At 72.8% G+C, this 25283-nt stretch carries 20 protein-coding genes; 9 read left to right on the top strand and 11 right to left on the bottom strand.

The annotated features are described in order from the left end of the window. Positions 1–47: 47 nt before the first annotated feature. Positions 48–920 (bottom strand): AfsR/SARP family transcriptional regulator, encoded by an 873-nt coding sequence (locus FLW16_RS13085; protein ID WP_142560277.1) that lies wholly within the window; start codon positions 918–920, stop codon positions 48–50. Between the two features lie 249 nt (positions 921–1169). On the opposite strand from FLW16_RS13085, the gene FLW16_RS13080 reads away from it, so the two are divergent. Continuing rightward, the gene (locus tag FLW16_RS13080) at positions 1170–1976 is read left to right on the top strand and encodes a DUF4240 domain-containing protein (RefSeq protein WP_185949399.1); all 807 of its coding nucleotides are present in this window, start codon (positions 1170–1172) and stop codon (positions 1974–1976) included. A 32-nt stretch (positions 1977–2008) separates the two neighbouring features. Here the strand turns inward: FLW16_RS13080 and FLW16_RS13075 are convergent, their stop codons facing one another. The 9 genes from FLW16_RS13075 to FLW16_RS13045 form a co-directional block, all read right to left on the bottom strand. Next, positions 2009–3106 (bottom strand): TIGR04500 family putative peptide maturation system protein, encoded by a 1098-nt coding sequence (locus FLW16_RS13075; RefSeq protein ID WP_142560275.1) that lies wholly within the window; start codon positions 3104–3106, stop codon positions 2009–2011. 49 nt (positions 3107–3155) lie between these two features. Continuing rightward, positions 3156–4142 (bottom strand): MvdC/MvdD family ATP grasp protein, encoded by a 987-nt coding sequence (locus FLW16_RS13070; protein ID WP_142560274.1) that lies wholly within the window; start codon positions 4140–4142, stop codon positions 3156–3158. 240 nt (positions 4143–4382) lie between these two features. After that, on the bottom strand, positions 4383–4538 hold the full coding sequence (locus FLW16_RS43630; protein WP_185949398.1) for a hypothetical protein: 156 nt from the start codon (positions 4536–4538) through the stop codon (positions 4383–4385). A 10-nt stretch (positions 4539–4548) separates the two neighbouring features. Further along, positions 4549–4701, bottom strand: a complete 153-nt coding sequence (locus tag FLW16_RS43625; protein WP_185949397.1) for a hypothetical protein — start codon at positions 4699–4701, stop codon at positions 4549–4551. A gap of 134 nt (positions 4702–4835) precedes the next feature. After that, positions 4836–6995 (bottom strand): peptidase domain-containing ABC transporter, encoded by a 2160-nt coding sequence (locus tag FLW16_RS13065; protein WP_142560273.1) that lies wholly within the window; start codon positions 6993–6995, stop codon positions 4836–4838. A 65-nt stretch (positions 6996–7060) separates the two neighbouring features. Beyond that, the gene (locus FLW16_RS13060; protein WP_142560272.1) at positions 7061–7750 is read right to left on the bottom strand and encodes a gamma-glutamyl-gamma-aminobutyrate hydrolase family protein; all 690 of its coding nucleotides are present in this window, start codon (positions 7748–7750) and stop codon (positions 7061–7063) included. 12 nt (positions 7751–7762) lie between these two features. Then, a complete protein-coding gene (locus tag FLW16_RS13055) occupies positions 7763–8527 on the bottom strand; it encodes a 3-oxoacyl-ACP reductase (protein WP_139575940.1) in 765 nt (254 codons plus the stop codon). 4 nt (positions 8528–8531) lie between these two features. Beyond that, positions 8532–9839: an aldehyde dehydrogenase gene (locus tag FLW16_RS13050; protein ID WP_260615240.1), complete on the bottom strand. Its 1308-nt coding sequence runs from the start codon at positions 9837–9839 to the stop codon at positions 8532–8534. 44 nt (positions 9840–9883) lie between these two features. Further along, positions 9884–11221 (bottom strand): glutamine synthetase family protein, encoded by a 1338-nt coding sequence (locus FLW16_RS13045; RefSeq protein ID WP_312847135.1) that lies wholly within the window; start codon positions 11219–11221, stop codon positions 9884–9886. A 146-nt stretch (positions 11222–11367) separates the two neighbouring features. Here FLW16_RS13045 and FLW16_RS13040 point away from each other — a divergent pair, with 146 nt between their 5' ends. From FLW16_RS13040 to FLW16_RS13005, 8 genes are all read left to right on the top strand, one after another. After that, entirely contained in the window at positions 11368–12171 is an 804-nt protein-coding gene (locus tag FLW16_RS13040) for a FadR/GntR family transcriptional regulator (protein WP_260615221.1), read from the top strand. A 44-nt stretch (positions 12172–12215) separates the two neighbouring features. Further along, a complete protein-coding gene (locus FLW16_RS13035) occupies positions 12216–13073 on the top strand; it encodes a hypothetical protein (RefSeq protein WP_260615220.1) in 858 nt (285 codons plus the stop codon). Between the two features lie 92 nt (positions 13074–13165). Then, complete coding sequence (locus tag FLW16_RS13030) at positions 13166–16699, top strand: WD40 repeat domain-containing serine/threonine protein kinase (protein WP_142560270.1); 3534 nt, start codon at positions 13166–13168, stop codon at positions 16697–16699. 79 nt (positions 16700–16778) lie between these two features. After that, complete coding sequence (locus tag FLW16_RS13025) at positions 16779–16973, top strand: hypothetical protein (protein WP_142560269.1); 195 nt, start codon at positions 16779–16781, stop codon at positions 16971–16973. 38 nt (positions 16974–17011) lie between these two features. After that, a complete protein-coding gene (locus tag FLW16_RS13020) occupies positions 17012–17713 on the top strand; it encodes a hypothetical protein (RefSeq protein WP_260615218.1) in 702 nt (233 codons plus the stop codon). Between the two features lie 171 nt (positions 17714–17884). After that, positions 17885–21397, top strand: coding sequence for a WD40 repeat domain-containing serine/threonine protein kinase (locus FLW16_RS13015; protein WP_185949395.1), 3513 nt, complete (start codon positions 17885–17887; stop codon positions 21395–21397). A gap of 108 nt (positions 21398–21505) precedes the next feature. Further along, positions 21506–23293, top strand: coding sequence for an ABC transporter ATP-binding protein (locus FLW16_RS13010; protein WP_142560267.1), 1788 nt, complete (start codon positions 21506–21508; stop codon positions 23291–23293). A 289-nt stretch (positions 23294–23582) separates the two neighbouring features. Further along, entirely contained in the window at positions 23583–24401 is an 819-nt protein-coding gene (locus FLW16_RS13005) for an alpha/beta fold hydrolase (protein ID WP_142560266.1), read from the top strand. Here FLW16_RS13005 and FLW16_RS13000 read toward each other — a convergent pair. Further along, complete coding sequence (locus tag FLW16_RS13000) at positions 24398–24880, bottom strand: ABC transporter permease (RefSeq protein ID WP_142560265.1); 483 nt, start codon at positions 24878–24880, stop codon at positions 24398–24400. The genes FLW16_RS13005 and FLW16_RS13000 overlap by 4 nt on opposite strands. Between the last annotated feature and the right edge of the window lie 403 nt (positions 24881–25283).

The following is a 25283-nucleotide window of genomic DNA, read 5'->3' as shown; positions in this document are numbered from 1 at the left end:
TCCAGGTCGGCGAGGTCGTCCTGGCTCTCGCGAGCTTGAGAGCTCCGTCACACGGCGTGATTGGAGTCGCACGGCGGCCGATGCCCCGCGCGGAGGCGCATCAGGGTGGACGGAAGGTCGTCGCCGGTCAGGATCCGCTGATGGAGCGCCTGCGTGTCGGGGGACGGCTCGGTGCCGAGTCGGTCGACCAGGGTGCGGCGCAGTCGCTGGTAGGACGCCGAAGCGTCGTGGGTGCGGCCCGACCGGTGCAGCGCCAGCATGAGCTGCCGGTGCGGCCGTTCGCGCAGCGGGTGGCGCCGGGCCCACTGGGCCAGGCCGCCGACGATCTCGTGATGGTGCCCGAGCGCCAGCCGTACGTCGAAGAGGTCCTCGGTCACCGCGCGCCGGTCCTCGTCGAGCCGGTCGGCCCACGCGGAGAGCTCGTCCACATGCCGCATTGCGAGCAGGGCGTCGCCCCGCCACAGGCTCAGCGCGTTCTCGAACATCCTCGCCGCATTGTGGTAATCACCATTTTCGCGAGCGATTCTGCCCTGGGCCGCGAAATGGTTGAATACTGCAGCATCCACGGATCCCGGCGGGACGGAAAGAAGGTAGCCGCCGTCCACGGTGTGCAGCGGAGAAAGGTCGGGGTCGCGTGGCGAGAGCCGCCGCCGCACCTGTGCGATGTAGGTGGTAAGATTCCGCGGCGCCGATTTAGTGGGACGGCCATTCCACAACAGATCGATGAGCCGGTCCCGGTGAACCGCGATATTCGGATTGAGCAGGAACAGCGCGAGAAGTTGCCGGTGCCTCGGGGCGAGCCCGGCGATGACATCCCCTGAGGGTTTCATGGCCAGGAACGGTCCGAGCACGGCGTATAACACGGTTCCCCTCGCACGAAAGCAGCGTGAACGCGCCGACGACGCGGCTTTGATCGCCATTTGACCATATCTCTCTCCGGCGGCTTGAGTCAAAAATGCGTCGTTTCTATGTCGGCTGCTCCGGAGCCCATAAACGCCGCTCTGATGACCGCAATGCCCGGCCCCGGTGCGCGCCGATACGCCGATAACCTAAATGAAATCGGTTACAGATCAAGCTCTCGCCGACTGCCCCTGCCGGCGGCGTGAGAGTGTGACGCCGATTACGCGATGAGCGGCGCGGTGCGGCGCCGGCCCGGGGAGGTACGGCTTATGACGGACGAGGTTTTCTGGGAGCTGGTCGGCATGCTCGACGGGGTGGTCGACGAAGACGGCGCCGATCTGCTGGGCGAACGCCTATCGTCGCTGGGCGCGGAGGAGGTGGAGGCCTTCTGCGCGCATCTCGCTGCGAAGGCACGCGCGCTGACCGCACTGGCTCTGGAGGTGCGTCCGGTCCCCGACGTCAGTGACGATGGCGGTCCGCCGATCCCGCTGGTTGGAGACGCGTACGAGAACCTGCTGTACGCGATGGTCGCCGCCGGGCGAGAGCGATACGAGGCCGTGCTCGCCGATCCGGCGGCGGCAGAGGACGAGGAGTGGGACGCGGGTGAGGCCGAACTGCTCGTGGACGCCGTCGCGACCGTGCTGTGGGACGTCGCGGGCCTGGACTGGTACGAGGAGTTCGATTCCCTGCTGTCCGGGCTGCCGGTGGACGGCCGGTGGTACGACACACGCCGGGGCTCGGCCTGGAAGAGCGCGCCGCGACAGTATGAGAACGCCGCCCACGCGCTGGACCGCGCCTTGAACGACTCCGCGGAGTGGCGCGCGTGGTGGAGCCAGACGGGGCTGCGGAAGAGCAAGGTCGGTGTCACCGTCAACGAGGGCAGGGACCTCTGGCAGGTCGAGCGCGGCAGGACGATCGCCAGGGCCGAGTTCAGGATGGGCCGCTCCTACTTCGCCGATCGCGACCCGGCCGCGCTGACGAAGCTCGCCGTCGAGGAGACGGCCCACATCATGGACGCGATCGCCCGGGCGCTGGACATGACGCCGCCTCCACCGCTTCCGCCCTCTTCCCGCTGAGCTGTTCCCGATGACCTGCAGGGATCCGGCGCTCACCGGGCCGTCGTGGCGGCACCTCCGGTCGCGGGAGCCCGCAGGGCCTGGTTGACGGCCTCGGTGCGCCGGGCGTCGCCCCACACCCACTCCACGTGGGCTTCGCGCCGCCGCCCGGCCAGCCAGTCCTCGAAGAGCCGCTGTTCGATCCCCCGCCGGGTGGCGTCGTCGAGAACGGCGGGCCTGACCTCCACCACCTGTGTGACCACGGGGTCGGGTCCGTACGGGCCGAGGACGTCGCCGGGGGCCGCGTTCGCCGCCCCCTGGCCGAGCTCGGCGCGGAACAGGCGGCGCAGGCGGGCGTCCGCGCCGTGGTCGAGCGTCTCGGCGACGGCCGAGGCGAGGGGATCGGCCCCGCCGTCCCGCAGCCGGTCGGCGGCGGCCCGGGCGGCCTCCAGCCGCGGATAGCGGAGGGACAGCACGCACAGCCGCTCGTAGGAGTGGAGATCGGCGGCGAAAAGGCCGTCGGCACGGTCGCCGGCGACGCGTCGGCGCAGCCGGGCGATCCCGGCCTCCTGGGCCACGATGTGCTCCAGGCCGGCGTGGTCGAGGCCGCGTTCGGCCATCCACGCCCGGGTGGCCTCGACCGTGAGCAGCCCCCGGGCCCGCCGGAAGGCGTCGAGGGCGTCCTGCAATTCGGCGGGGGACAGGTCCACCGGGTCGTCGGACAGCTCGTGCGCGACCAGGGCGGCGTCGACGAGCCGACTCGCCACTGAGGCGTCGCTCCACAGCTCGTCCAGCACCGCCATGGCCTGCTCCATCGCGACTTCCATGCCGTTGACCCGGACGACGACCTGCTCGCCGGAGTTGCGGCTGCCCCGCAGCGGCCAGGGCAGGGCGCGGTCGGGGGCGAAGGCGACCGAGACCGTGCCGTTCCCCACCGGGATCAGCATGTCGTAGTGACAGCCGCCGCCGGGGTGGTCGCGCTGCCACACCAGGCGCATCGGCACGCCCTCATGCTCCGCCCGCAGGCCGGCCAGCAGGAGCCTGGCCTCGTCGGGCTCCAGATCGCCGATCCGGCGCAGGTACGCCAGGACATCGGCAAGCAGGCCGGGCGGGAGAAGAACACCACTGTGGACAACACTGTGCGGCGGCATGTCGGGCTCCTCTGGGCGGGATCTGTCGGGCTCGTTCGGGGAGGGGGCGTCAGGCCGGTTCGAGCAGGAGGTCGCAGAGGGCCTCGCTGATCGGCAGACCGGTCATGTTCTCGACCCACAGCCACTGCGCGTTGGGGTTGACCTCCAGGAAGACGTGACGGTCGTCCGGCGTGACGATCAGGTCGACGGCGCCGTACAGCAGGCCGAGGCGGTCCATCAGCGCCAGGCACCGGTCGGCGATCTCCTCGGGCAGCCGGTGCGGCCGGTGCGGGGTGGTCCGGGTGTCGTAGTACCGCCAGTCGAGGCTCGATCGGTTGGAGGCCTGCGAGTGGATCTCGGCGGCGAAGATCCGCCGCCCGACGATCGTGACGCGCAACTCGACCCGCTTCGGCACCATCTCCTGCACGATCACCGGGCAGAACCGCAGGCCGTCGGCGTACGCGAGGTCGCGGGGCGAGACCGGCTCGGTGAGGCGGGTCATCGTGAGGCCGGCGTCCCCGACGCCTTCGACGAACGGGACGTGGAAGGCCTTGGTGATGACGCGGCCGTCGTGCCGGTCGTGGAAGTCGAGGAACGACTCGGCGTCCGTGCTGATCAGTGTCTCCGGGATCGCGAATCCGAGCTCCGCGGCCAGCGCGAGCTGGGAGGCCTTCTGACCGGAGCGGCGGAAGACCGACTCGCGGGCGGGCACCTGACGGCACGGCAGATGCTCCCACAGGTCGCTGAGCAGGCTCTTGCACTCCTGCACGGTGTGCGCGGCCACCGCCGGATCGGTGATCTCGGCGTGCGGGCGCGGGGGAGTCGGCCGGCGCCACCACACGGCGGACACCGTGTCGAGGTCGATCGTCTCCTTCTCGCGCAGGATCCGCCGGGTGCCGGTGCCCGCGCCGTAGCCGAGGTCCACCGCGGCGTGGACGGGGAAATCGCCGGGGTCGAAGACGCTGACCCGCGCGCCGCGCCGGGCGAGCAGGTCGCAGACCCGCTCGGCGTGCGGGTCGTCCTCGCTGGTGAGGACGAGAACGTGAGGAGGGCGCAACGGAGGGCCTTTCGACGTGACCAAAGAGACCTGAGCGGACTGGGCGAGGTCGCCGCGCCATGCCGGAACGGCCGTGTTCATCCGGCACTGTGGCGGGCCGGCACTGTGGCGGGCCGGCACTGTGGCGGGCCGGTGAGTGGCGGGCCGGCGGGTGGGAGCGCCACCGGGGCGGCGCTCCCACCCTGTGTGTCACAACGTGATCCACCCGGAGTGGTCACCTTGTGGTGTCACGGGCAAGTGTCAGATGGAGATGTCGTCGTACTTGCACATGTTGTCGGCGTAGCAGCCGCTCCGGTCGAACTCGGGGGCCTGGCCGCCGGTCACGCCGCGCAGGCGCTCCTCGTCCAGTTCCTCGCCCACGGCGTCGATGGCGGCGATGACGGTCCGAACCTTCATGATCGCTCCCTCAGCACAGGTAGTCGTCGTAGCCCGCGCCGGACCTCGTCCGGGCGGCCATGGGGTCGCTCATTCCGCCGGTGACGCCCTCCAGCCGGCTCTCGTCCAGCTCGGCGCCCACCTCGGAAAGGTCCCGCAACTCGGTCTTGGGCTGTCCGCTCATGGTCTTCTCCTTCCATTCGCGTCGGGAGCCGGGCGGCTCCCCCGTGTCCCAGAGCCTGTCTTGATCGTCTTGGAACCGGATTGCGTGACGGAGGTAAGCCACTTGTGGCCTGCTTTATCCGCAGTTCGTGAAGGTCAGGCGCCCAGCCGCTGCGCCGCGACGAGGCGCGCGTAGTGCCCGTCCCTGCCGAGCAGCTCGTCGCGGCCGCCCGCCTCCACGATCCGGCCCCGGTCCAGCACGAGGATGAGGTCGGCGTCCCGTACGGTGCTCAGCCGGTGGGCGATGACGACGCGGGTGCCCGCGAAGCCGCGCAGGCTCTCCTCGATCGCGGCCTCGGTCGCGGTGTCGAGGTGGCTCGTGGCCTCGTCCAGCAGCAGCATCCTCGGCTCCGACAGCAGGGCGCGGGCGAGCGCGAGCCGCTGGCGCTGCCCGCCCGACAGCCCGCCGCCGTCGGTGAGCAGGGTGTGGTAGCCCATCGGCATGGCCGCGATCTCCTCGTGGAGGCGGGCCGCCCGGGCCGCCCGCTCCACCTGTTCTCCGGTGGCGGAGGGGACGTTGAGCGCGATGTTGTCGAAGATCGTGCCGTTGAAGAGGACGGGCTCCTGGGGCACCACGCCGAACTGGCGGCGCAGGGCGCCGGGATCGAAGGCGGCGGCGGGCACGCCGTCGTAGCGGATCTCGCCCTCGACGGGCGCCAGCAGCCCCAGGATCAGCCGGGCCAGGGTGGTCTTGCCGGATCCGGAGGCGCCGACCAGCGCGACCTTCTGCCCGGGGCGGATGGTGACGGTGACGTCCCGCAGGATCCACGGGCTGTCCGGGCCGTAGCGGAAGCCGACGCGATCCAGCTCGATCCGCCCGGTGAGCGTACGGGTGACCGGGGCGGCGGGGACCGGCTCCGGCTCGGCCTGCCAGACGTCGGCCAGGCGCTCCACGTGCGGCCGGACCGACTGCACGGCCTGCAGACCGGTGACCAGCGAGGTCAGCGGGGCCAGCGCGGCGCCGGCCAGGGCCTGCAACGCGAGCATCCCGCCGAGGGTCAGCGCGCCGTCCGCCACCTGGCGGGCGCCTGCCCACACGAGGGCGAGCGGGGCGGCGAACTGCAGGGCCCCGAGCAGGGCGTCCTGGAGGGCCTGCGCCCGGCCGCTTCTTCCCGACCGCTCGGCGACGGCGGCGATGGCCGTCGCCCATCTGCCCGCGATCCGCGGCTCTGAGCCGGAGGCCTTGACCGTCTCGATGCCGCGCAGGCCCTCTATCAGCCTGCTCTGCAGGTCGTTGCGGGCCTCCGTCTCGCGGTGGGTCAGGTCGCCGACGCGGCGGCGGGTGAGGAGCAGCAGGCCCACCTGGGCGAGGGCGAACGCGACCAGGCAGGCGCCGATCAGCGGGCTGCGCACGCTGATCGCGATCACGTACCCCAGGGCCAGCGGCGCCTCCAGGAAGGCGAGCGTCACCTGGTTGGTGAGGACCTCCCGGATCAGGGAGGTCGCCAGCACGCGGTTGACCAGGTCGGCGGAGCCGCGCAGCGCGAAGAACCGGTAGGGCGCCGCGAGGAGCCGTTCGCCCGTGACGCGGACCAGCTCGCCGTCCGCGCTCACCCGCAGCGCGACCACGGCGTATCCGCGCAGCACCCGGACCAGGCCGTACGCGGCGACCAGGCCCAGCACCCCGAGGCCCGCGACGGTCAGCAGGTCGTGGTCGCCGGCCGGCAGCACCCGGTCGACGACCAGCTCGGTCAGCGCGGGGAGAGCGAAGCCGAACGCCTGCATGACGACGCTGAGCGCCACAAGCAGCGCGAGCAGCCGCCGGCGGCCGGCGAAGGCGACGGCGGCCGGCCACCGCCACCAGCGGCCCCGCCGCAGGCGTCCGGTCCGCCGGAATTCGGGGCCCGGCGTGAAGACGAGCAGCACGCCGCTGTAGTCCCGGGCGAGTTCGGCGGCGGTGACGCGGCGGCGGCCCGTCTCGGGATCGACGATCGTGACCCCGCCGGGCCCGTGACGCTCGACGACGACGTAGTGGTCGCCCTTCCAGTGCGCGATCGCCGGGAGCGGCGCGTGCGCCAGCCCCTCGAGAGGCAGGGAGAAGGCCCGCGCCTCCAGTCCCCGCCGCCTGGCCGCCCGGAGCAGGGTGAGCGCGGAGGTGCCGTCACGGCCGACGCCCATCTCCTCGCCGAGCTCGCGCACCTCCACGTGGTGTCCGTACGCGCCCAGGACCATGGCGACGCAGGCGGGACCGCACTCGGTGGGGGTGCGCTGGTGGACGACGGGAACGACGGGAAGTCCGCCGCGATTGAGCCTCATGGTCCACGGAGTGTCGGCCAGGAGGCTTGTCCATCGCTTGTGACCGGCTTCAATCCTCCTGGCCGTCAGCGGCGGGCGGCGGCGACCAGGGCGTGGAACAGCGGGCCGTCCTCGTCGGCCTCCGGATGCCACTGGACGGCCAGGGCGAACGCCGCGCCCGTGACCTCGACGGCCTCGATCGTGCCGTCGTCGGAGCGCGCGGTGACCTCCAGCCCGTCCGCCAGGCGGTCGATCGCCTGGTGGTGGTAGTGGGCGGGCGTCAGGTCCTCGCCGTCGTAGATCTTGGCCAACCCGGGCGAGAGCCGTACGGGGAGGCGGCCGAACGTCCCGGGGGCGGGGGAGTGGGCGGTGTGGCCGACCACGTCGGGCAGGTGCTGGTGGAGGGTGCCGCCCAGCGCCACGTTGAGCACCTGCAGTCCCCGGCAGATGCCGAGGAACGGCAGGCCGGTGCGCAGGGCGGCCTCCATCAGTCCGAACTCCGCCTCGTCGCGGAACTCCCGGACGTATCCGGTCTGCTCGGCGGGTGACGCGCCGTAGCGGGCGGGGTCGACGTCGCCCCCGCCCGCGATGATCAGCCCGTCCAGCCGCCCGGCCAGCGCGGCGGGCTCACCCGCCGGCGGCAGGATGACCGGCTGGCCGCCCGCCCGCGCGATGTGGTCGACGTACATGTACGGCAGCAGCGCCGCCGGCATGTCCCAGACGGTGAACTTCGCCGGCTCGACGTAGCACGTCACGCCGATCACGGGACGAGCCATGGGCATACCCCCCTACAGCGGAGTGACGTAGGCGCCGGAGATGCCGCCGTCGACCAGGAACTCCGAGGCGGTGATGAACGACGCGTCGTCGGAGGCGAGGAACGCGACCGCCGCGGCGATCTCCTCGGCCCGGGCGAAACGGCCGATCGGCACGTGGACGAGACGGCGCTGGGCGCGCTCGGGGTCCTTGGCGAACAGCTCCCGCAGCAGCGGGGTGTCCACAGGCCCGGGGCACAGCGCGTTGACCCGGATGCCCTCGCGGGCGAACTGGACGCCCAGCTCGCGGCTCATGGCGAGCACGCCGCCCTTGGAGGCGGTGTAGGAGATCTGCGAGGTGGCCGAGCCCATGACCGCGACGAACGACGCGGTGTTGACGATCGAGCCCTTGCCCTGCCGCTGCATGTACGGGATCACGTGCTTGCAGCACAGGTAGACGCTGGTGAGGTTGACCTCCTGCACCCGGCGCCAGGCGTCGATCCCGGTCTCCAGGATGGAGTCGTCGTCCGGCGGCGAGATGCCCGCGTTGTTGAACGCGATGTCGACGCTGCCGAACTCCTCGAACGCGGTCCGGTACATCCGGGCCACGTCGTCCTCGTTCGCCACGTCCACCTTGACGAACAGGCCGCCGACCTCCCCGGCCGCCTTCGCGCCGGCCTCCTCGTCGAGGTCGGCCACCACGACCTTGGCGCCCTCCTGGGCGAACCGGTGGGCCGTGGCCAGCCCGATGCCGCTGCCCGCCCCGGTGATGACGGCGACGCGGTCCTGCAAACGCTGCATTGATCTACTCCGTGGAGATGAAGACGTTCTTGGTCTCGGTGAAGGCCGACAGGGCGTCCGGGCCGAGCTCCCGGCCGAGGCCCGACTGCTTGAAGCCGCCGAACGGGGTCCAGTAGCGGACGCTGGAGTGCGAGTTGACCGACAGGTTGCCCGCCTCGACGGCCCGCGCCACGCGCAGCGCCCGGCCCACGTCGCGGGTCCAGATCGACCCCGACAGGCCGTACGCCGTGTCGTTGGCGATCCGTACGGCGTCGGCCTCGTCCTCGAACGGCACGACGGACACCACGGGCCCGAAGATCTCCTCGGTGAACGCCCTGCGGAAGGACTCCGAGGACGATCCGGCCAGCACCGTGGGCGGGAACCAGTAGCCGGGGGCGGTCGGGCACGACCCGGCGGCGTACACGTCGGCCTGCGTGACGAACGACGCGACGCGCTCCCGGTGCTCGGCGCTGACCAGCGGGCCCATCTGGCTCGCCGGGTCGTTCGGGTCGCCGACCCTGACCTCGCGGACGGCCTGCGACAGGCGCGCGAGGAAGTCGTCGTAGACGGAACGCTCCACCAGGATGCGCGAGCGGGCGCAGCAGTCCTGGCCGGAGTTGTCGAAGACCGCCATGGGCGCCGAGGCCGCGGCCTTGTCGAGGTCGGAGTCGGCGAAGACGATGTTGGCGCTCTTGCCGCCCAGCTCCAGCGTCACCCGCTTGACCTGCTCGGCCGCCTTGGCGCCGATCAGTTTCCCGACCTCGGTCGAGCCGGTGAACACGATCTTCCGTACGTCAGGGTGCTCGACGAGCCGGGCCCCGGCGACCTCACCCTCGCCGGGCACGACCTGGAGCACGCCCTCGGGCAGCCCGGCTTCCAGGGCGAGCTCGGCCAGCCGCAGTGCGGTCAGCGGGGTCCACTCGGCGGGCTTCACGATCACCGTGTTGCCGGCGGCGAGGGCCGGGGCGACTCCCCAGGTCATGATGACCATCGGGAAGTTCCACGGCACGATGATCCCGACCACGCCCAGCGGCTCGGCGAACGTGACGTCCACCCCGCCGGGCACCGGGATCTGCTTGCCATGGTCGCGCTCGGGCGCCCCCGAGTAGAAGTTCAGCACGTCGCGGACGTTGCCCGCCTCCCAGCGGGCGTTGCCGACGGTGTGCCCGGCGTTCGCGATCTCCAGCCGCGCGAGCTCCTCCGCGTGGTCCTCCACGACCTGCGCGAAGCGGCGCAGCAGCCGGGCCCGCTCGCCCGGGGCGACCGCACGCCAGGCGGGGAAGGCCCGCGCGGCCCGCTCGACCGCGCGGTCCACCTCGGCGGCGTCCGCCATCTCGACCTCGGCGATCACTTCCTCCGTCGCCGGATTGACTATCTTCACAGCCGTTCGAACCCCCGATAGAGCTCCCAGTCGGTGACCGCCGCGTCGAAGGCGGCCAGCTCGACCCTCGCGTTGTTGGCGTAGTGCTCGACCACGTCCTTGCCGAACGCCTCCTCGGCGATCGGCGAGCCTTCCCACAGCGCCAGGGCGTCGCGGAGCGTGGCGGGCACCCGCTCCGCCCCGGAGTCGTACGCGTTCCCGCCGAACGGCTCCTCCAGCTCCAGCCCGGCGTCGATACCGCGCAGCCCGGCCGCGATCATCGCCGCGACCGCGAGGTAGGGATTGACGTCGCCGCCCGGCACCCGGTTCTCGATCCGCAGGGAGGGGCCGTGGCCCACCAGCCGCAGCGAGCAGGTGCGGTTGTCCACGCCCCACTTGACGGCGGTGGGGGCGAAGCTGCCGGGCACGAACCGCTTGTAGGAGTTGACGTTGGGCGCGTAGAGCAGGGTCAGCTCCCGCATCGCCGCGAGCTGCCCGGCCACGAAGCGCCGGCCGGTCTCCGACAGCCCGTACGGCTCGCCGCCCGCCATGACGGGGGTGCCGTCGGCGTCGCGCAGCGAGATGTGGATGTGGCAGGAGTTGCCCTCGCGCTGGTTGGGCTTGGCCATGAACGTGATCGACCTGCCCTCCTGGGCGGCGATCTCCTTGGCGCCGTTCTTGTAGAACACGTGGTTGTCGCAGGTGGTCAGCGCGTCGGCGTACCGGAAGGCGATCTCGTGCTGGCCGAGGTTGCACTCGCCCTTGGCGGACTCGACGTACAGCCCGGCGCCCTCCATGCCGAGCCTGATCTTGCGCAGCAGCGGCTCGATGCGGGAGGTGCCGAGCAGCGAGTAGTCGACGTTGTAGAGGTTGGCCGGCGTCATGTCGCGGTAGCCCCGCTGCCAGGCCTGCTCGTAGCTGTCGTCGTAGACGACGAACTCCAGCTCGGTGCCGACGTACGCGGTCCAGCCGCGTTCGGCGAGCCGGGCGAGCTGGCGGCGCAGGATCTGCCGGGGGGAGGCCACGACGTCCGCGCCGTCCTCCCACACCAGGTCGGCCAGCAGCAGCACGGTGCCCTCGTGCCAGGGCACGCGGCGCAGCGTCGACAGGTCCGGCCGCATGACGAAGTCGCCGTAGCCGCGCTCCCAGGACGACATGGCGTAGCCGTCCACGGTGTTCATGTCGACGTCCACGGCGAGCAGGTAGTTGCACCCCTCGGCGGCGTGGTCCAGCACCTCCTCGAGGAAGTACCGCGCCGACAGCCGCTTGCCCTGCAACCGCCCCTGCATGTCGGTGACCGCGAGCAGGACCGTGTCCACGCGGCCCGCTTCGACGTCATCGCGGAGTCGCTCCACGCTGAGCACGGTGCCTCCCGTCCAAAAGTCTGGAATCAGACCATTGAGGGCATGCAAGCACCATGTTCCCCTCGTCGTCAACAATGTCCGGGGGGTTTAACCTCGATCGCAGGGACGGGGGACCCGCGATGACGGGTGGAGGGACGATGCGCATGGAGATCACCCCGGCGGAGGCGTCCGTCTCCGCCCCCCGGACTCCGGCCGCGCCCGCGTCGCGGGACGCGGCCGTCGGGATCACCGGCGCGGTGTCGCTGCTGCGGCCGGTGCGGGCGGGCAACGCGTTCGAGGAGACCGTCGAGCGCCTGCTGCAGGCCATCAAGCTCGGCGTCGTCCCGCACGGCGAGAAGCTGCCGCCGGAGCGCGAGCTCGCCACCCGTCTCGGCATCAGCAGGGTCACGCTGCGCGAGGCGATCCGCGCTCTGCAGGAGGCCGGCTACCTCGACGTACGGCGCGGCCGGTACGGCGGGGCCTTCGTCGTCTACCGGCCGCCGAGCCCGCGCAAGGGCGACCTGCGCAGGGCCGTCACCCGCATGGGCGAAGACGATCTCGAGGACGCGCTGACGTTCCGGATGGCCGTCGAGTGCGGGGCGGCCCGGGTGCTCGCCACCACCGACCTGACCCCGCGGCAGCGGGAGACGCTGGCCGCCCGGCTGTCCGGGGTGAACGACGCGGCGCCGGCCGACTACCGCCGGATGGACATCGCGTTCCACCTGGCGATCGCGGAGCTGAGCGGCTCGCCGCTGCTGGCCGCCGCGTGCGCCGACGCCCGGCTGCGGGTGACCGACCTGCTCAACGCGATCCCCGTGCTGCGGCCCAACATCGAGCACGCGGCCGTCCAGCACGCCGCCATCGCCGCCGCGATCCTGGACGGCGACCCCGAGGCGGCAGAACGGGCGGTGGCCGAGCACCTGGAGGGCACGGCGGCCCTGCTGCGCGGCTTTCTCGCCTGACCACCTCCGCCGCGTCGTAGCATCGAAGGCCGGGGGATCGCTTGATGGCCGACTGGTTTCACGAACGCATCATCGGGGCGCACCGCCTGCCGCTGTTCTGCTTCTTCGTCGCGCTGATCACGGCGTTCGTCTTCACGCGGGTGAACGTACGGCTGATCAGGGCGCGGGTGCGGTGGCTCGGCAACGTCAGCGTGGGCGAGATGCACATCCACCACATGGTGTTCGGCGTCGTGCTGACACTGCTCGGCGGGGTGGCCGGGCTGGTCCTGTCGGATGTGTCCAGGGGGTGGTTTTCCTTCTCCTCCGCCGTGTTCGGCGTGGGCGCCGCCCTCGTGCTCGACGAGTTCTCACTGATCCTGCACCTGCGCGACGTCTACTGGCAGGAGGAGGGCCGCACCTCCGTGGACGCGGTCTTCGTGGCGATCGCGGCCACCGGCCTGCTGCTGCTCGGGCTGCGCCCGCTCAGCTGGAACGGCGCGGACGGCGGCCACTGGACGGCCCCCGCGTTCCTCTTCGTCAACCTCGTCTTCGCCATGATCACCCTGCTGAAGGGGAAGATCTGGAGCGGCCTGCTGGGACTGTTCGTGCCGCCGCTGCTGTACGTGGGGGCGGTGCGGGTGGCCCGTCCCGGCTCGCCCTGGGCCCGCTGGTGCTACTCGGAACGGGCGAGGCGGCCCCGGCCGCGCCTGATGGCCAAGGCGATCCATCGGGAGGAGCGCTGGCGCCGCCCGGTCATCCGGGCGAAGATCGCGGTGCAGGAGTTCGTCTCCGGCCGCCACGACCTGCCCGCGCCCGCGCTGCCCGCCCGGCACCACCGGCGGCGGGTCGTGCCCCCGCGACCCCGGCCGGGGGCGGACCACTCCGGGCGCCCCTGGCGGTCGGGCCGGCCTCGCGCCCGCTGAGAACCGAAACCCGCTGAGAACCGAAACCCGCTGAGGACCGGACCAGAACCTGAGCGTCCCCGCCCGCGTCCAATCGGGGCGAGAGGTGATCGATGACGGGAACGCTGCTGCCCGAGGATCCGGAGCGGCTGGGGGACTACTGGCTGTCGGGGCGGCTCGGCTCCGGCGGCCAGGGCGTCGTTTACGAGGCGTACGACGGCCAGGGCCGCCGGGTGGCGCTCAAGGTGCTGCACGGCGACGCCGCGGCCGATCCCGAGCTCAGGGAGCGGTTCGGGCGGGAGGCCGCGGCCGCCCGGCGGGTGGCGTCGTTCTGCACGGCGCCGGTCATCGCCGCGGAGTTGGACGGGCCCAGGCCGTACATCGTCAGCGAGTACGTCGAGGGGCGGAGCCTGCGCCGGGCCGTGCAGGAGGGGCAGGTCTTCGCCGGCGACGGCCTGCACCGGCTGGCGACCGCGATCGCCACGGCGCTGACCGCCATCCACGACGCCGGCGTCGTCCACCGTGACCTCAAACCCGACAACGTGCTGCTCGGCCCGGACGGCCCCCGGGTGATCGACTTCGGCGTGGCCAGGACCCTGGAGATGTCGCTGACCAGCACCGGCCTGGTGGCCGGAACGCCGACGTACATGGCGCCGGAGGTGTTCACCGGACAGCGCGCGGGGCCCGCCGCCGACGTGTTCGCCTGGGGCGGGATCGTGCTGTTCGCCGCCACGGGCGAGGACCCGTTCCGCGCGGAGAGTCTGGGCGGGGTCATGCACCGCGTGCTGTCGGCCGACCCCGACCTGTCCGTGCTGCCCGAGTCGCTTCGGCCGCTGGTCGGCGCGGCCCTCGTCAAGGAACCGGCAGCCCGCCCGTCCGCCCGCGACCTGCTGATGGCGCTGATCAGCGGGGGCTCCCGGGTGGACACGGCGCGGCTGCTCGCGGAGGGCAGCCGGGCGGCGCGGGCGGTGCACGCGGAGGGCGATCGCGAGCCCGCCCTGGGCGCGCTCGCCGAGGACGCGTACGACGCGCTCGGCCCCGCGGAGCGCGACCTGGTGCCGCAGATCTTCCTCCGGCTGGTCGCGGTGGGCCCGGAGGGCGAGCTCGTCACCCGCAGGGCGGCCGAGGACGAGTTGCCGCCCGGATCGGGCGAGGTGCTCCGGTCGTTCGCCTATGTACTGTCGCGCAAGGACGGCGAGGTGGGCCTCGCCCGCCCGGCGCTGCTGCGCGCCTGGCCCAGGCTGCGTGCCTGGCTCAGCGACGAGTGGGACGGCCTGCCCGTCCACGCGGAGATCCGCCTGCGGGCCCGGCAGTGGGCCGCGCACGGCCGCCGTCCCGCCGACCTCATGCAGGGCGGCCGCCTGGACGCGGCCGTGGGCTGGGCGGCCACCGGCCGCCGACGTCTCGCCCTGAGTGCCCTGGAACGCGAGTTCCTCGACGCGTCGGCCGCGCTGACCCGCCGGCGTGCCCGTGGCCGCCGCCTGCTCACGGCCGCCCTGGCCGTGCTGCTCGCGCTGTCCCTCGCGGGCGGCGGCCTGGCGGCCTACCAGGGCAGCCGGATCGCCGAGCAGCGCGACCAGATATCCGCGCAGCGCGACCGGGCCAACGGCCGGGAGGCGGCGCTGCGCGCCGGGACCCTGCGGACCACCGACCCCACGGCCGCCATGCTGCTGAGCGTGGCGGCCTGGCGTCTCGACGGCGGCTCCGAGGCCCGGTCGAGCCTGATGTCCTCGCTCTACCAGCCGGAGATCGCCGCCTTCCGCCCGCCGGGCGGCGGGCTGCGGGCGCTGAGCCGGGACGGGCGTACGGTCGTCGCGGTCTCGGACGACGAGATCGGCCTGTACGACGTGCGGAACCGGCGTCTGGCGCGGCGGATCCCGCTGCCCGGCCCGCGCTCGGAGCCTCTGCTCGGCGTGGCGCTCAGCCCGAGCGGCCGGTCCGTCGCGGTGATCACCGCGGCCAGGGCGATGGTGTGGGATCTGGGGACCGGCAGGATTCGCGCCCAACTCGCCGTTCCCGGCGCGCGGTCCGAGGGGGAGATCGAGTTCGCGGACGACGAGTCGAAGGTCGTCGTGCTGGAGGACCTGAACGGCTTCGTCTGGGACTTCGTGAACGGCCGGACGTACGGCAGGACGTACGGCAGGGCGGCGGAGAGCGGCTGGCCCGGCGACCTGCCGGCCGTGCCGCGCTCGGGACGGGTCGCCGCGCTGCTGGACCCGCTGACCGGCGCGCTGGACGTGCGGCGGATGCCCGGGCAGGACCGCGACCCGAGATTCCGGGGAGCCTGCCCCGGGAAGCTGGGGGCCGTCGCCTTCAGCCGGGACGGCGCGCTGATGGCCTGCGGGGGCCGGCAGATCACCCTCGTCTCGGCCGCGACGGGGCGGCGGGTCACCGATGCGGGGGACGACTGGCCCTGGGCCGAGAGCGGCGCCAACGAGCCCGCCAACGCCATCGACGCCGGCCTGAGGTTCAGCGCCGACGGGCGCTACCTGGCGGGGTTCGCCGACCGGTCCATCAGGGTCTGGCGGGTGCGCGACCACCGGCAGGTGTTCACCTACCGGGCCGAGGACGACGTGGCGGACGTCCGCCTCGACCCCGACGGGCACACCCTGCGCTACCTCCTGGAGGAGGCCGTGGTCAGCCTGGACATCCGGCCGCGGGCCGAGTCGGCCCGCCCGCCGGGCCGGTTCTTCCGCGCGTCGCTGAGCCCCGACGGCCGCTGGATGGCGACGGAACCGGAGGAGTCCGGCCTCCTGCGGCTGTGGGACGTGGCCCGCCGGAGACCGGCCGGGTCGCTGCCGGGAACGGCCGACTGGGGAGACCCGGTCTTCGACCGTACGGGCCGGACCATGGTGATCAGCGACGTCACCATCGACCGGCTGCGCGCCTGGGACATCGCCGGGCGCAGACCGCTGTGGGACTACCGGGTGCCGCACGGCCTCATGGTGGACGGCCGTGCGTTCAGCCCGGACGGCGCGCTCTTCGCGGCCACGCTCACGCGGGCGGGCAACGGCTCCAGGACGTCGGGAAACCGCCTGCTCGAGTGGGACGCGCGCAGCGGCCGCCTGGTCAGGGACGTCCCGCTCGACCGGCAGACCGGCAGCATCGCCTTCGGGGCCGGCGGGCGGACGATCGTCTGCGGCGACGGGCGGATCCTGGACGCGGCCACCGGGCGGCAGCGGGGAAACGCGTTCATGCCCTCGCAGTCCTTCGCGGTCAGCCCCGCCGGCGACAAGATCGCCGTGGGCGGCATCACGGGCCGGATCTTCCTTTGGGACACCAAGGGCCCGTCCCCGGTGCCGCCGGCGCTGCACGGGACGATGGAGCAGATCGACGCCCTGGCCTTCTCCCCCCGGGAAGACGTCCTCGCCACGGTGAGCGAGGGCGGGACCGTGCAGGTGTGGGACGTGCGCGCCGGGCGGCGGCTGGGCGGGGCCGTCCCGCTGCTCGCCGACCTCGGCCTGACCTTGGCGTTCAGCGCCGACGGCACGCGCCTGTACGTCGCCGACCAGATCGGGGACCTGTTCGAGATGCCCGTGGACGGGGAGCTCGTGGCGCGGCAGGTGTGCGCGCGGGCCGGGCGGACCCTGACCAGGGACGAATGGGCGCGCTACCTGCCAGGAACGCCCTACCAGGACGTGTGTTGATCGCTCAAAGAGCATTTCGGCCGGTTCTGTGGGTATTTGAGGATATGCACGAGGTGCTGGGGGGCGGGGAGGGGCGGCAATGGAGTCTCGCGAGAGGTTCGTGTTCCAACGGATGGCGGCTCAGGTCAAACGGGAGGCGGCGCTGCTGACAGGAGACCGGCTGATGGCGGCGGAGGCGCGCGGCGAGGAGGCCGAGGCGGCCCTGTGCCTGACCTGGTACGAGATCATGGACACCATCCGGGACATCCGCCTGTTCTACGGGGTGCCGGGATGAGGGATCATCACGGTGGGTGCGCGGGCGATACTGAAGTGGTGACCGCGTCTTCCGCCTTCCCGGCGCCGCCGTTCCACCTGCGCCTCATCGAGGACGCGCGGCCCGTCCTCGACCGGTACGGACTGCTGCTCGCGGGCGGCTACGCGCTGCTGGCGCACGGCTGTACCTCGCGTCCCGTCGACGACCTCACCTTCGCCACCGGCGGCGAGGCCCCGCTGGCGGAGATCGGCGCGGCGCTGGCCGAGGCGTTCGGGAGCACCGGCCTGTCGGCCGAGGTGTGCGAGGCCGGGACCCGCATCGGCCGCGTCGTCGTCACCGACGAGATCACCGGCCAGGCGTGCGAGGTCGCCCTGCTCCGCGAGCCGCTGCGCGACCGCCCCGCCGACATCGGCCCCTGCCGGGTGCTCGGCCTGGACGACGCCGTGGGCCTCAAGGTCCGCGCCCTGCAGGACCGGGGCCTGCCGCGTGACTTCGCCGACGTGGCCTCGGTGTCCGGCCTGTACTCCTTCCGCCTGCTCGAACAACTCGGGGCCCGGTACGACGACGAGTGGCGGGTGGAGGACCTGGTCGAGCGGCTGGAGGCCGTCGACCTGCCGGCCGACGAGGCGTTCGGCGGCCTGGACGAGGAGGGCGTCGCCGCCGTGCGCCGCTTCGCGTACGCCTGGGCGGAGGACATCAAGCTGCGCCGCGTCGACGACGGCGACGCCGAGTTCGACCTCGACGTCCCGGACGTGGACTGATCCGAACCGGCGAAACTCCCGCGCGCACCGGCCTTTTCCTCCGCAACCTTATCGATTTCGGGCGCAAGCCCTCGCCGCGCGGCCACAGGTCGCGTACGCGCCGCGGATTCGGCAGAACCCATGCGCGCGCGGTGGCGTCCAATGCCACGTGTCGGCACAAGGGATGGACGCATGACGGGGCCGCTGCTGCCGGAGGATCCGGAGCGGCTGGGGGACTACTGGCTCGCCGGGCGGCTGGGCGCGGGCGGTCAGGGTGTCGTGTATGAGGCGTATGACGGTGGGGGCCGCCGGGTGGCGGTCAAGGTGCTGCACGGTGACGCCGCCGCGGACCCGGAACTCAGGGAGCGGTTCGGGCGGGAGGCCGCGGCCGCCCGGCGGGTGGCGTCGTTCTGCACCGCGCCGGTCATCGCCGCGGAGCTGGACGGGCCGAGGCCGTTCATCGTCAGTGAGTATGTCGAGGGGCGGAGTCTGCGCCGGGCCGTGCAGGAAGGGCAGGTCTTCGCCGGCGACGGCCTGCACCGGCTCGCGACGGCGATCGCCACGGCGCTCACGGCGATCCACGAGGCGGGGGTGATTCACCGGGACCTCAAGCCCGACAACGTGCTGATCGGCCCGGACGGCCCCCGGGTGATCGACTTCGGGGTCGCCAGGACGTTGGAGATGTCGCTGACCAGCACCGGGCTGGTGGCCGGAACGCCGACGTACATGGCGCCGGAGGTGTTCACCGGGCTGCGCGCGGGCTCGCCCGCCGACGTGTTCGCCTGGGGCGGGGTCATGTTGTTCGCGGCCACGGGAGAGGACCCCTTCCGGGCGGAGAGCCTGGGCGGGGTGATGCACCGGGTGCTGTCGGCCGACCCCGACCTGTCCGTGCTGCCCGAGTCGCTTCGGCCGCTGGTCGGCGCGGCCCTCGTCAAGGAACCGGCAGCCCGCCCGTCCGCACGGGACCTGCTGATGGCGTTGATCAGCGGGGGCTCCCGGGTGGACATGGCGCGGCTGCTCGCGGAGGGCAGCCGGGCGGCGCGGGCGGTGCACGCGGAGGGCGATCGCGAGCCCGCCCTGGGCGCGCTGGCCGAGGACGCCTATGAGGCGCTCGGTCCGGCGGAGCGCGACCTGGTGCCGCAGATCTTTCTACGGCTGGTCGGGGTTGGCCCGGACGGCGAGCTGGCCACCCGCAGGGCCGTTGAGGACGAGTTGCCGCCCGGATCGGGCGAGGTCCTGCGGGTGTTCGCCTACCTGCTGTCCCGGAGGGACGGGGAGGTGGGCCTGGCCCGGCCGGCGCTGCTGCGTGCCTGGCCGAGGCTGCGTGCCTGGCTCGATGAGGAGTGGGACGGCCTGCCCGTCCACGCGGAGATCCGGCTGCGGGCCCGGCAGTGGGCCGCGCACGGCCGCCGTCCCGCCGATCTCCTGCAGGGCAGTCGGCTCGACGCGGCCGTGGGCTGGGCGGCCACGGGCCGCCGACGTCTCGCCTTGAACGCCCTGGAACGCGAGTTCCTCGACGCGTCGGCCGCGCTGACCCGGCGGCGGGCCCACCGCCGCCGCCTGCTCACCACGGCGCTGGCCGTGCTGCTCGTGCTGTCCTTGGCCGGTGGCGGCCTGGCGGCCTACCAGCGCGACCAGATCTCCGCGCAGCGCGACCGGGCGAACGGCCGGGAGGCGGCGCTGCGCGCCGGGAGCCTGCGGACCACCGACCCCACCGCCGCCATGCTGCTGAGCGTCGCGGCCTGGCGTCTCGACGGCGGCTCCGAGGCCCGGTCGAGCCTGATGTCCTCGCTCTATCAGCCCGAGATCGCGGTCTACCGCCCGTCCGACGGCGAACCGCGGGCGCTGAGCCGGGACGGGCGCACCGCCGTCACGGTGTCGGACGACGGCATCAGCCTTCACGACGTGCGGGGCAGGCGCCTGATCCGGCGGATCCCGGTGCCGGGCCTGCGCTCCGACCCCCTGCGCGACGTGTCGTTCAGCCCGAGCGGCAGGTACCTCGCGATGCTCACCACGGCCAAAGCGACGGTGCGGGACCTGGGCACCGGCCGGGTCAGGGCCGAACTCGTCGTCCCCGGCGCGCGACTGGGAGGGAAGATCAGGTTCACGGACGACGAGTCGAAGGTCGCCGTGACGGAGGAAACGAACGGCTTCGTCTGGGACTTCGTGAACGGCCGGACGTACGGCAGGACGTACGGCAGGGCGGCGGAGAGCGGCTGGCCCGCCGACCTGCCGGTCGTGCCGCGCTCGGGACGGATCGCCGCGATGCCCGATCCGAACGGCGGGCTGTACGTGCGGCGGCTGCCCGGACAGGAGCGCGACCCGGGGCTCCGGGGAGCCTGCCCCGGAAGGCTGGGAACGGTCGCCTTCAGCCCGGACGGCGCGTCGCTGGCCTGCGGAGGCCGGGAGATCACCCTCGTCTCGGCCGTAACGGGCCGGCGCGTCACCGGGGCGGGGGACGAGGCCTGGGTCTGGACCGAGAGCGGGACCTACGAGCCCGCCGACGCCCTGAGCGTGGGGCTGCGGTTCAGCGCCGACGGACGCTACCTGGCGGGGTTCGCCGACAGGTCCGTCAAGGTCTGGCGGGTGCGCGACCACCGGCAGGTGTTCACCTACCAGGCCGAGGACGACGTGGCGGACCTGCGCCTCGACCCCGACGGGCGCACCCTGCGCTTCCTCCTCAAGGAGGCCGTGGTCAGCCTGGACATCCGGCCACGGGCCGAGCCGGTACGCCCGCAGCGCGAGGTTTACACCATGCAGCTGAGCCCCGGGGGCCGCTGGCTGGCGATCGCACCGGAGGAACCCGGCCCCCTACGGCTGTGGGATGTGTCCCGGTTGCGACCGGCCGGGTCGCTGCCGGGAACGGCCGGCTGGGGAGACGCGGTCTTCGACCGTACGGGCCGGACCATGGTGATCAGCACGGAATCCCGCAATCGGGTGCGTGCCTGGGACGTCGCCGGGCGCAAACCGTTGTGGAGCTACCAGACGCGGCTCGGTCTCGTGGTGCACGGCCGCGCCTTCAGCCCGGACGGCCGGATCTTCGCGGCCACGCTCGGGCAGGTGGACGGCGGCACCGAGTCGTATGGGAGCCGTCTGCTCGAATGGGACGCGCGCACCGGTCACGTGATCGTGGACGTCCCGATCGACAAACCGGCCGACGACATCGCTTTCGCAGCCGACGGGCGGACGATCGTCCGCGGCGACGGACGGATCCTGGACGCGGCCACCGGCCGGCAGCGGGGCACCGCGTTCAGCCCCGCCGCGTCCTTCGCGGTCAGTCCGGCGGGCGACCTGATCGCCGTCGGCGGGCGCACGGGCCGGATCTTCCTCTGGGACACCAGGGGCCCGTCTCCCGTGCCGCCCACGCTGCACGGGACGATGGAGCCGTTCGACACACTGGACTTCTCGCCGCGGGGCGACCTCCTCACCTCGGTGAGCGGCACCGGGACGGTGCAGTTGTGGGACGTGCGCGCCGGCCGGCGGCTGGGCGAAGCCGTCCCGCTGCTCTCCGGCCTCGGCCTGATCGCGGCGTTCAGTGCCGACGGCACGCGCTTGTACGTGGCCGACCAGGACGGGAACCTGTTCGAGTTGCCCGTGGGCGGGGAGCTCGTGGCGCGGCAGGTGTGCGCGCGGGCGGGCCGGACGCTGACAGCGGAGGAATGGGCGCGCTACCTGCCGGGGACGCCCTATCGGGACGTGTGTTGATCGTCCGGTGAGCATTTCCGAACCGGCGAAATCTCCGTGCGCGCCGGCGTTTCCGGTGAACTAGGGTCTCCGGAAGATCGCACGCCGGGTTCGCGCGAAGGGGGCTCCATGGGGACGGACGGCGACGGCCCTGACGGTGGCCGGCCCGCGTCACGGCCGAAGGCGTCCCTGGGGGAGCGCGCCTCCTGGCGGCTGCTGCTCGACCAGGTGCGCCCCCACCGGCGGGTGCTCCTGCTGGGCGGCCTGCTCAGCCTCGTCGGTAGCCTCGCCGGACTCGCCATGCCGGTCATGGCCAAGCGGGTGATCGACGCGTTCGGCGCGGGCGGCGCGCTGGCGGGCCCGGTGCTCGGGCTGTCGGCCGCGGTGCTGGCCGGCGCGCTGATCTCGGCGGCCGGGCGGTTCCTGTTGGAACGCATGGGCGAGACGATCGTCCTCGACTCGCGACGGGGACTGGTGGACCGCATCCTGCGGCTCACGGTCTCCGACGTGGACCGGCTCAAGCCCGGCGATCTGCTGTCGCGGGTCAGCTCCGACACCACCCTGCTGCGGGCCGTGTGCACGGACGCGCTCGCGTCCCTGGTCGGGGCGGTCTTCATGTTCCTCGGCGCCGCCGTGATGATGGCGATCATGGACGGCCTGCTGCTCGGGGTCACGCTCGCGGTCGTCGGCCTGGTCGCCGTCATGGGCGTGGCCATCGCCCCGCGCATCCGGCGGGCCTCGCTCCAGGCGCAGGTGGCGCTCGGCGAGATGAGCTCGATGCTCGACCGCGCCCTCCAGGCGTTCCGTACGGTCAAGGCCAGCGGCGCGGAGGCGCGGGAGACCGCGGTGGTGGGCGCGGCGGCCGTCGAGGCGCGTGACCGCGGCGTGGCCGCCGCCGCGTGGACCTCGCTGGCCGGGATCGGCGCCTGGATGTCGGTCCAGCTCGCGTTCCTCGCGGTGCTGGGGGTGGGCGGCGCGCGGGTCGCGTCGGGGGAGATGGAGATCTCCACCCTGATCGCCTTCCTGCTGTACCTGTTCTATCTGGTCTCCCCGATCGGCCAGATCATCCAGAGCCTCACCCAGATCCAGAACGGCCTGGCCGCGGTGACCCGCATCCAGGAGATCGCCACGATGCGCACCGAGCCCGCCGCCGCACCCGTGGCGCGGGCCGGCGGCGAGCCCGTCGGGGTGACCTTCACCGGGGTCGTCTTCCGGTACGGCGAGGACCGGCCGGAGGTCCACCACGACGTGACGTTCGAGGTGCCGGCCGGCGGCATGACCGCGCTGGTCGGCCCTTCGGGCGCGGGCAAGTCGACGGTGTTCGGCCTCATCGAGCGGTTCTACGAGCCGCAGGAGGGGACGATCACCGTCGGCGGGCGGAACATCCGCGACTGGCCGCTCGGCGAGTTGCGGGCCATGCTCGGGTACGTCGAGCAGGACGCCCCCGTGCTCGCGGGCACGTTGCGGGAGAACCTCGTCTTCGGCGCGCCCGGCGCGACCGACGAGGAGGTCGCCCGCGCCCTCGCCCGTACGCGCCTGGACGACCTGGTCGAACGGCTGCCCGAGGGACTGGAGACGCCGGTCGGCCACCGCGGCATCCTGCTGTCTGGCGGCGAGCGGCAGCGGGTGGCCATCGCCAGGGCGCTGCTGCGCAGGCCCAGGCTGCTGCTGCTCGACGAGGCGACCTCCCAGCTCGACGCGGTCAACGAGATGCGGCTGCGGGAGGTCGTGGCGGAGGTGGCGCGCGAGACGACGGTCCTGGTGATCGCCCACCGCCTGTCCACCGTGACCGGAGCCGACCGGATCGTGGTGATGGAGGCCGGTCGCGTGCGGGCCTGGGGCACCCACGACGAGCTGGTGACGGCCGACGAGCTCTACCGCGAGCTCGCCGCCACGCAGTTCCTCGTCTCGTCCTGACCGGCGGGCCCGCGATCACACGCCGATGGCGAAGCCGTGAGCAGCCCTTACACCGGGCCACAGCTTCTTTCGACCGGGAACCGGGAACGTCGCAGGTGCGTAACCTCTCCTTCACCACCGCCCGGTTGCCGGAGCCATCGCGCGTGCGGGCGCGTCCGGTGACCCGGGTCGGAGGCGGGGCGCCCGGCCGGTTCGGCCGGGCGCCCCGCCGCTTACCTCTCACGTAATCGATCTTTTTCATGCGGTCCTCCAGGCTTGGACGTGTTCGGCCGAGACCTGAGGAGTGCTGATGTTCTTTGAGACCGCTGACGGCACGCGGCTGGCCTACGAGGACTACGGGCAGGGTGAGCCGATCCTTTTCCTGGCGAGCTGGGTGCTGCACAGCGACATGTGGGAGTACCAGCTTCCGTTCTTCGTCGAGCACGGCTACCGGTGCGTGACGCTTGACCGGCGCGGGCACGGCCGCTCCGACCGCCCCTCGACGGGCTACGACCTGGACACCCTGGCGGACGACGTGGCCGCGCTGATCGAGCACCTCGGCCTGCGCCGCGTGACCCTGGTCGGGCACTCGGCGGGCGGCGCCGAGATCGCCCGCTACCTGGCCAGGCACGGCGAGGACAGGGTCGCCCGGGTCGCGTTCGTCTCCGCCGTCCTGCCGTTCCTCAAGCGGACCGCGGACAACCCGGAGGGCGCTCCCGAGGAGGGGCTGCGGGCCACGCTCGCCCAGTTCGCGACCGACCGGCCGAAGTGGTTCGCCCGGCAGGCGCAGGTGTGGTTCGCCACGCACCTCGGCAACGACGTCTCCCCGGCGCTCGTCGACTGGACGATCGCGCAGTGCCTGTCGACCTCGCCGTGGGCGACGGCGCGGGTGTTCGAGGCGATCTACCACGCCGACCACCGGGACGGGCTGCGCGCCATCACCGTTCCCGCGCTCGTCGTGCACGGCGCCGCCGACATGTCGGCGCGGGTCGAGATGACCGGCCGCCGTACGGCCGCGCTCGTCCCCGGGGCGGTCTACAAGGAGTACCCCACCGGCGGGCACGGCCTGTTCGTGACCCACAAGGACGCCCTGAACGACGACCTGCTGGCCTTCCTCAAGAGCGCCTAGCCGGCGAGGTGGCGCATGGAGCGGACCGACCAGGCCAGGGTGGGCACCGCGAGCACCGCCATCAGGGCGAACGCGAGCGCCACGTGGCCGCCCGCGAGGTCGCCGGCGAACAGCGCCCGCCCGGCCTCGACCGCGTGGTAGAGCGGATTGACCTGGGCCACCGTCCGCATCCACTGCGGGGCGAGTGACATCGGCAGCAGGATGCCGGTGAACAGGATCAGCGGCAGCGCGAAGAACTGCAGGATCTGCGACATGCCGTTCTCGTCCCGCACGGCCAGGGCCAGGCCGTACGAAACGCCAGGCACTCGTCCACGTGCCGCGGGGGCGTCCGCCGCGCGCTTGGCGTCGCGGGCCCGCTCGAAGCTCGCGAAGCCCGCGCGCAGCCGCTCGGTCCTCTCCCGTACGACCGCCGGCAGGCCGGCCTTCGGCAGCCGGTCCATGAACGTCAGCGCGACCTGGAACGGGTCGACGATCGGCATGATCTCCGACCAGTGCTCGCGCAGCCGCCGGTCGAACTCGGCCCGTCCCTCGGGCGTGACGGCGTAGACCGTGCGCCCGCGCCCGGCCGACCACCGCTACCCGCACCACCGCTACGCCCTGCCCCTGGAGCGTCCCACTCCCGAGACGCTGTGCCCGCAGCGGTGAGGCGATTCGACGGCCGGGAAACCCTGTTTACACGGCCGCGGATTTGTGCTTGTGCCTCGCCGGGATGCCGGATTAATGACCGGAAGCGGTCGTATCCGTCGGACCCAATTGATGCCGAATGGGTGGGGGCTGCCGGCCGACTCTGCGGCGATGCTCATAACCGCGATTCAGGCGGTCCGGAGTGCTGGAAACGGCCGTTCTTTTTCTGCGGTGGAAAACTGAGGATCGCTCATTTAG

It is taken from the genome of Microbispora sp. KK1-11 (assembly GCF_006874435.1).
GTDB lineage: Bacteria > Actinomycetota > Actinomycetes > Streptosporangiales > Streptosporangiaceae > Microbispora > Microbispora catharanthi.
The sequence above is the reverse complement of the archived record's forward strand: the minus strand, read 5'-3'. Positions and strand labels throughout refer to the sequence as shown.